Origin of the sequence: Kineococcus siccus (assembly GCF_009906795.1) — a bacterium.
GTDB classification, from domain to species: Bacteria; Actinomycetota; Actinomycetes; order Actinomycetales; family Kineococcaceae; genus Kineococcus; species Kineococcus siccus.
Genome location: NZ_JAAALN010000252.1, coordinates 1 through 5,357, shown reverse-complemented (window position 1 = coordinate 5,357; position 5,357 = coordinate 1). Strand labels below are relative to the sequence as shown.

5 protein-coding genes are annotated in these 5,357 nt (G+C 76.0%); 3 read left to right on the top strand and 2 right to left on the bottom strand.

Translation table 11 applies throughout. The features are described 5' to 3' along the window. The 3 genes from GTR02_RS19355 to GTR02_RS19345 form a co-directional block, all read left to right on the top strand. A partial coding sequence (locus GTR02_RS19355) for a glycosyltransferase (RefSeq protein WP_166609118.1) occupies positions 1-1,328 on the top strand: 1,328 nt, incomplete at its 5' end. Next, positions 1,312-2,115, top strand: coding sequence for an ABC transporter permease (locus GTR02_RS19350; RefSeq protein WP_166609117.1), 804 nt, complete (start codon positions 1,312-1,314; stop codon positions 2,113-2,115). The genes GTR02_RS19355 and GTR02_RS19350, both read left to right, overlap by 17 nt. After that, positions 2,112-3,335: an ATP-binding cassette domain-containing protein gene (locus tag GTR02_RS19345; protein ID WP_166609116.1), complete on the top strand. Its 1,224-nt coding sequence runs from the start codon at positions 2,112-2,114 to the stop codon at positions 3,333-3,335. Before GTR02_RS19350 ends, GTR02_RS19345 begins: the two co-directional genes overlap by 4 nt. Positions 3,336-3,347: 12 nt before the next feature. Here the strand turns inward: GTR02_RS19345 and GTR02_RS19340 are convergent, their stop codons facing one another. Both GTR02_RS19340 and GTR02_RS19335 read right to left on the bottom strand, forming a co-directional pair. Then, complete coding sequence (locus GTR02_RS19340) at positions 3,348-4,997, bottom strand: sodium:solute symporter family transporter (RefSeq protein WP_166609115.1); 1,650 nt, start codon at positions 4,995-4,997, stop codon at positions 3,348-3,350. Next, positions 4,994-5,357, bottom strand: a 364-nt coding sequence (locus GTR02_RS19335) for a DUF485 domain-containing protein (protein WP_338073932.1), incomplete at its 5' end; no start/stop codon positions are given. The genes GTR02_RS19335 and GTR02_RS19340, both read right to left, overlap by 4 nt.

Genomic DNA, 5,357 nt, shown 5'->3' with positions numbered 1-5,357 from the left:
CGGCGCAGCCGTCGGCCCCGCCGCTGGTGCACCGGCCCGCGCAGCGCCGCCGCGCCCGCCGGCCCGACCCCGTCGTGGACGTCGACGTGCTGCGCGGCGGACCGGCGGCCGCGGTGCTGCCGGCCGGCGCGGGCGAGCGCCGGGTCCGCGTGCGGGTGCTGCGCGACGGCCGGCCGCAGTCGACGTTCCCGGTGGCCACCTCCGGCGCCGGGATCTCGCGGGCCCGGCTGGCCGCGGCCCTCCTCGACCACCTGGGCCCCGCCCTGCTCGCCCCCGGCACCTCCTGGGCGCACCTCGAGGCGGCGGCCGCGGACGGCCCCGCCCCGCTGGAGGCGGCGCTCGAGACGGCCCGCGTGCACCGCGCGCCCCGCCTGCCGGACGACGTCGCCGTCAGCGTGCTGATGGCGACCCGGGACCGGCCGGAGTCGCTGCGGCGCAGCCTGCTCGCGCTGCTGAGCGACCCGGGGCGCGACCTGGCCGTCGTGCTGGTGGACAACTCCGCCGACGCGTCGGCGACCCGGCGCGCCGTCGCGGACCTGCCCGCCGTCCGCGTCGTGCACGAACCCTGGCCGGGGCTCTCACCCGCCCGCAACGCGGGGCTGCCCCTGCTGACGGGCGACGTCGTGGTGCTGCTCGACGACGACGTCGTCGTGACGCCGGGCTGGCTCGAGGAGCTGCTGGCCCCCTTCACCGATCCGGCCGTGGGGGTCGTGACCGGCAACGTGCTGCCCGCCAACCTCGACCGGCTCGACCCGCAGGTGTTCGAGGACTACGGCGGCCTGGGCCGCGGTCCGCACCGGCGGGGCTACGACCGCGCCTGGCTCGACGCCCCCCGCGGCCCCGCCCGCACCTGGGAGATCGGCGCCACGGCCAACGCGGCCGTCCGCCGCGACGTGCTCGCGGGGCTCGGCCCGTTCGACGAGGCGCTGGGCGCCGGGCGCCCCGCCGGGGTGGGGGAGGACACCGAGTACTTCTACCGCGTGCTGCGCGCGGGCTGGCGGATCGCCTACCAGCCCACCGCGGTCGTGCTGCACCACCACCGCGACGACCGCGCCGCGCTGCGGCGGCAGCTGCGGGCCTACGCGGCGGGCCACGTGGCCTACCACCTGCAGGTCGCCGCCCGCCACGGCGACCTCCGCGGCCTGGGCCGGGTCGCGCTGCGCCTGCCGCCGCAGTTCGCCCGCCGGTGCGCGGGCGCGGTCTGGGGCGGTGACGACTACCCGCTCGACGTGCTGGGCACCGAGGTCGCCGGCACCCTCGCCGGCCCGGCCGCGTGGTGGCGCTCGCGGCGCGAGCTGCGGGAGGCGGGCCGTGCCGTCCCCGAGTGACCCGGCGCACCGGCCGACGGCGCTGCGGCGCGTGCGCCGCGTGGTCCTGCTCGTCGGGCACCTCACGGCCCGAGAGTTCCGCGTGCGGTACTCCTCGGCCGTGCTCGGGTGGCTGTGGGCCCTGGCCCCCGTCCTCGTGCGGTTCGCCGTCCTGGGCCTGGTGTTCTCGGCGCTGCTGCCCGCGACCGGACCCGACTACCTCGCCGACCTCGCGGTGGGGGTGCTCGCCTGGACGTGGTTCTCGACGGGGCTGCTCGCCGCGACGACGAGCGCCGTCGACCGCAGCGACCTGCTGGCCCAGCCCGCGCTGCCCCGCGCGGTCGTCCCCGTCGTCAGCGTGCTCACCGACGGCTTCGACTACCTCGCGGGGCTGCCGGTGCTGCTCGCCGTGGTCCTGCTCGACACGGGCCGCCTGCCGGCGACGGCGCTGCTGCTGCCCGTCCTGCTCCTGCTGCAGGGCTGCCTGACGGTGGGGCTGGGGTTCGCCGCGACGGTCGGCGACGTCCGGCTGCGCGACACGCGCCTCGCGGTCGGCCTCGTGCTGGCCGTCGGGATCTACGTGACCCCGGTGTTCTACGCGACCGCGACGCTCCCGGCGCGGCTGCGCGAGGTCGTGCGGTGGAACCCCGTGGGCGTGCTCATCGAGGCGCAGCGCGACGTCCTGGTCGCCGGGACCCTGCCCTTCGCGCGTGTCCTGCTGGCGCTGACGGCCTGCTGCCTCGTTGTGCTGGCGGCGGGCTGGGCGCTGCACCGCAGGCACTCCCCGACGTTCCTGGACCACCTGTGACCGCGCCCGGCGCGTCCGCGGTGCTGGACCTGCGGGGCGTGGCGAAGAGCTACCGCCGCGGGGGCGCCCGGTCGCTGCGCGAGCGGTTCACGGGGTCCGCGGGCCGCGCGGTCCGCGTCGACGTGCTGCACGACGTCGACCTGACGGTGCACCGCGGCGAGGTCGTCGGCGTGGTGGGCCGCAACGGCGGGGGCAAGTCGACGCTGCTGCGCGTGGCGGGCGGGCTGACGGCCCCGTCGGCGGGGACGGTGCGCCGCTCGGCCGCGGTGTCGGGGCTGCTGGCCCTGGGCGCCGCGACCGCGGGGGGGCTGTCGGGCGCCGACAACGCCGTCACGGCCGCGGTGCTCGCGGGGCTGGACCCGGCGCAGGCCCGGGCACGCCTCGGGGCCATCGGGGAGTTCGCCGAGCTGGACGCCGCCACCCTCGCGGAACCCGTGCGCACCTACAGCGACGGCATGCGGCTGCGGCTGGCGTTCGCCGCGGCCGCGGTGACCGACCCGGACCTGCTCCTCGTCGACGAGGTCCTCGCCGTGGGGGACATGGCGTTCCAGGAGAAGTGCCTCACGCACGTGGAGACGCTGCGGCGCCGCGGGTGCGCCGTCCTCGTGGCCTCGCACGTCATGCCCCACCTGCGCCGGCTCGCGACGCGCGCCGTCTGGCTGCGCGCCGGCACGGTCCACGCGGCGGGCCCCGCGCCGGTCGTCCTGGACGCCTACGAACGGTCCCTCGACGAGCGGGCCGGACCTCCGCGACCGCTGGGCGACGGCGGCTTCCGCAAGGGCGACGGCCGCGTCCGCCTCACCGCCGTCGGCTGCACCGGTGCGGACGGCGCCGAGGGGGCCGTCGAGCGGGGCGGGGCGCTCGCGGTGGTCCTGGACTACGAGCGGGCCGACGACGGCCGCACCCCGCCCGTGGCCCGGGCCCACTTCGGCGTGTCGCTGCGCCGCGTCGGCGAGCAGGCCGCCGTCGTCGACCTCACGACGGAGGCCAGCGGCGCGGGCGCCGTCGCGCTGCGGGGCGCGGGCCGGACCACGCTCGTGCTCGACCGGCTCGACCTGGCCCCGGGGGAGTACTGGGTCGACGCGGGCGTGTACGCGGACGACTGGGAGGTGCCGCACGACTACCGCTGGGACAGCGTCCGCGTCGTGGTCCTCGGGCCGCCGGGCAGCGGTCCCGTGCAGCCACCGCACACGTGGAGCACGGGACCGCGGCCCGGCTGAGACCCCGGAGGATCAGTGCTCGGTGGCCTTCTCGGCCCCGGCGCCGGTCAGCGAGCGCACCTCCATCTCGGCGGCCCGCACGTGCAGGCCGGGCTCCTTCTGCGTGACGGACCCCAGCCACCCCAGGAAGAACGCCAGGGGGATCGTCACCAGGCCCGGGTTCTCCAGCGGGAACCACGAGAAGTCGATCGAGGTGTCGGTGATCATCGACAGGCTGGCCCCGGTGTCGGGGTTCGTCTTCCCCGACACCACGGGCGAGGACACGATGAGCACGACGCACGACAGCAGCCCGCCGTACATGCTCCACAGCGCGCCGCGGGTCGTGAAGCGCCGCCAGAACAGCGAGTAGATGATCGTCGGCAGGTTGGCGCTCGCGGCGACGGCGAAGGCCAGCGCCACGAGGAACGCGACGTTCTGCCCGTTGGCGAAGATGCCGCCGACGATCGCGACGGCCCCGATGACGACCACCGTGATCCGGGCCACGCGGACCTCGGCGTCGGGTTCCACGTCGCCGCGCTTGAGGACGCTGGCGTAGATGTCGTGCGCGAAGGACGCGCTCGCGGTGATGGCGAGCCCCGCCACGACCGCGAGGATCGTCGCGAACGCGACGGCCGCGATGACGCCGAGCAGCACCGTCCCCCCGAGCGCGTAGGCCAGCAGCGGCGCCGCAGAGTTCACCCCGCCGGGCGCCGCCCGGATCGCGTCCGGCCCGACGATGGCCGCCGCGCCGTAGCCGAGGACCAGGGTGAACAGGTAGAAGAACCCGATGATCCAGATGGCCCACACGACGCTGCGGCGCGCCTCGCGGGAACTCGGCACCGTGTAGAACCGCATCAGCACGTGCGGCAGGCCCGCGGTGCCCAGGACCAGGGCGAGCGAGAGCGACAGGAAGTTCAGCTTCGACGTGTCCGTGGCCCCGTACTGCGCGCCCGGCCCGAGCATCGCCTCGCCGACGGACCCGGGCGCCGAGACGGCCGCCCCCAGCAGGTCGGAGAGGTTGAACCCGTAGCGGGACAGGACCCACACGGTCATGACGGCCGCGCCGGCGACGAGCAGGCAGGCCTTGATGATCTGCACCCACGTCGTCCCCTTCATCCCCCCGATGAGGACGTAGAGGATCATGAGGGTGCCCACGACCGCGATGACGACGTTCTGCCCGGCGCGGGTCTCGATGCCCAGCAGCAGCGCGACGAGGCCGCCGGCCCCGGCCATCTGGGCCAGCAGGTAGAAGAACGAGACGGCCAGCGTCGAGATGGCGGCCGCCGTGCGGACGGGACGCTCCTTCAGCCGGAAGCTCAGGACGTCCGCCATGGTGAAGCGGCCGGTGTTGCGCAGCAGCTCCGCGACGAGCAGGAGCGCCACCAGCCAGGCCACCAGGAACCCGATGGAGTAGAGGAACCCGTCGTAGCCGTAGAGCGCGATGGCCCCCGCGATGCCCAGGAAGCTCGCGGCGGAGAGGTAGTCCCCGGCGATCGCGACGCCGTTCTGGCCGCCCGTGAACGAGCGGCCGCCGGCGTAGAAGTCCGCGGCGGAGCGGTTGTTGCGGCTGGCCTTGAGGACGACGGCGAGGGTGACGACCACGAAGGCCGTGAAGATGGCGATGTTGACGGCGGGTTCGCCGATCTCGGTGCCCGCGGCCGCGGCGGGCAGGACGGCCCTCACTGCTGCTCCCGCAGGGCGTCGGCCTCGATGCGCTCGCGCAGCTCCTCGGCCGCCGGGTCGAAGCGGCGGTTCGCCCAGACGACGTAGGCCGTGGTGATGGCGAAGGTCGAGACGAACTGGCCCAGGCCGAACAGCAGGCCGACGGTGATGTTGCCGGCGACCTTCTGGCTCATGAAGTCGTGCGCGTAGTCGGCCAGCAGCACGTAGGTCGCGTACCAGGCCAGGAACAGCGCGGACAGGGGCAGGACGAAGCGGCGGAACCGCCTGCGGTGGGCCACGAACTCGGGGGAGACCAGGGCCCGTTCGTAGCGGGTGGGGGAGCCGGCCGGCGGCCCACCGGGCGGGTCGGCGGGGCGTGGC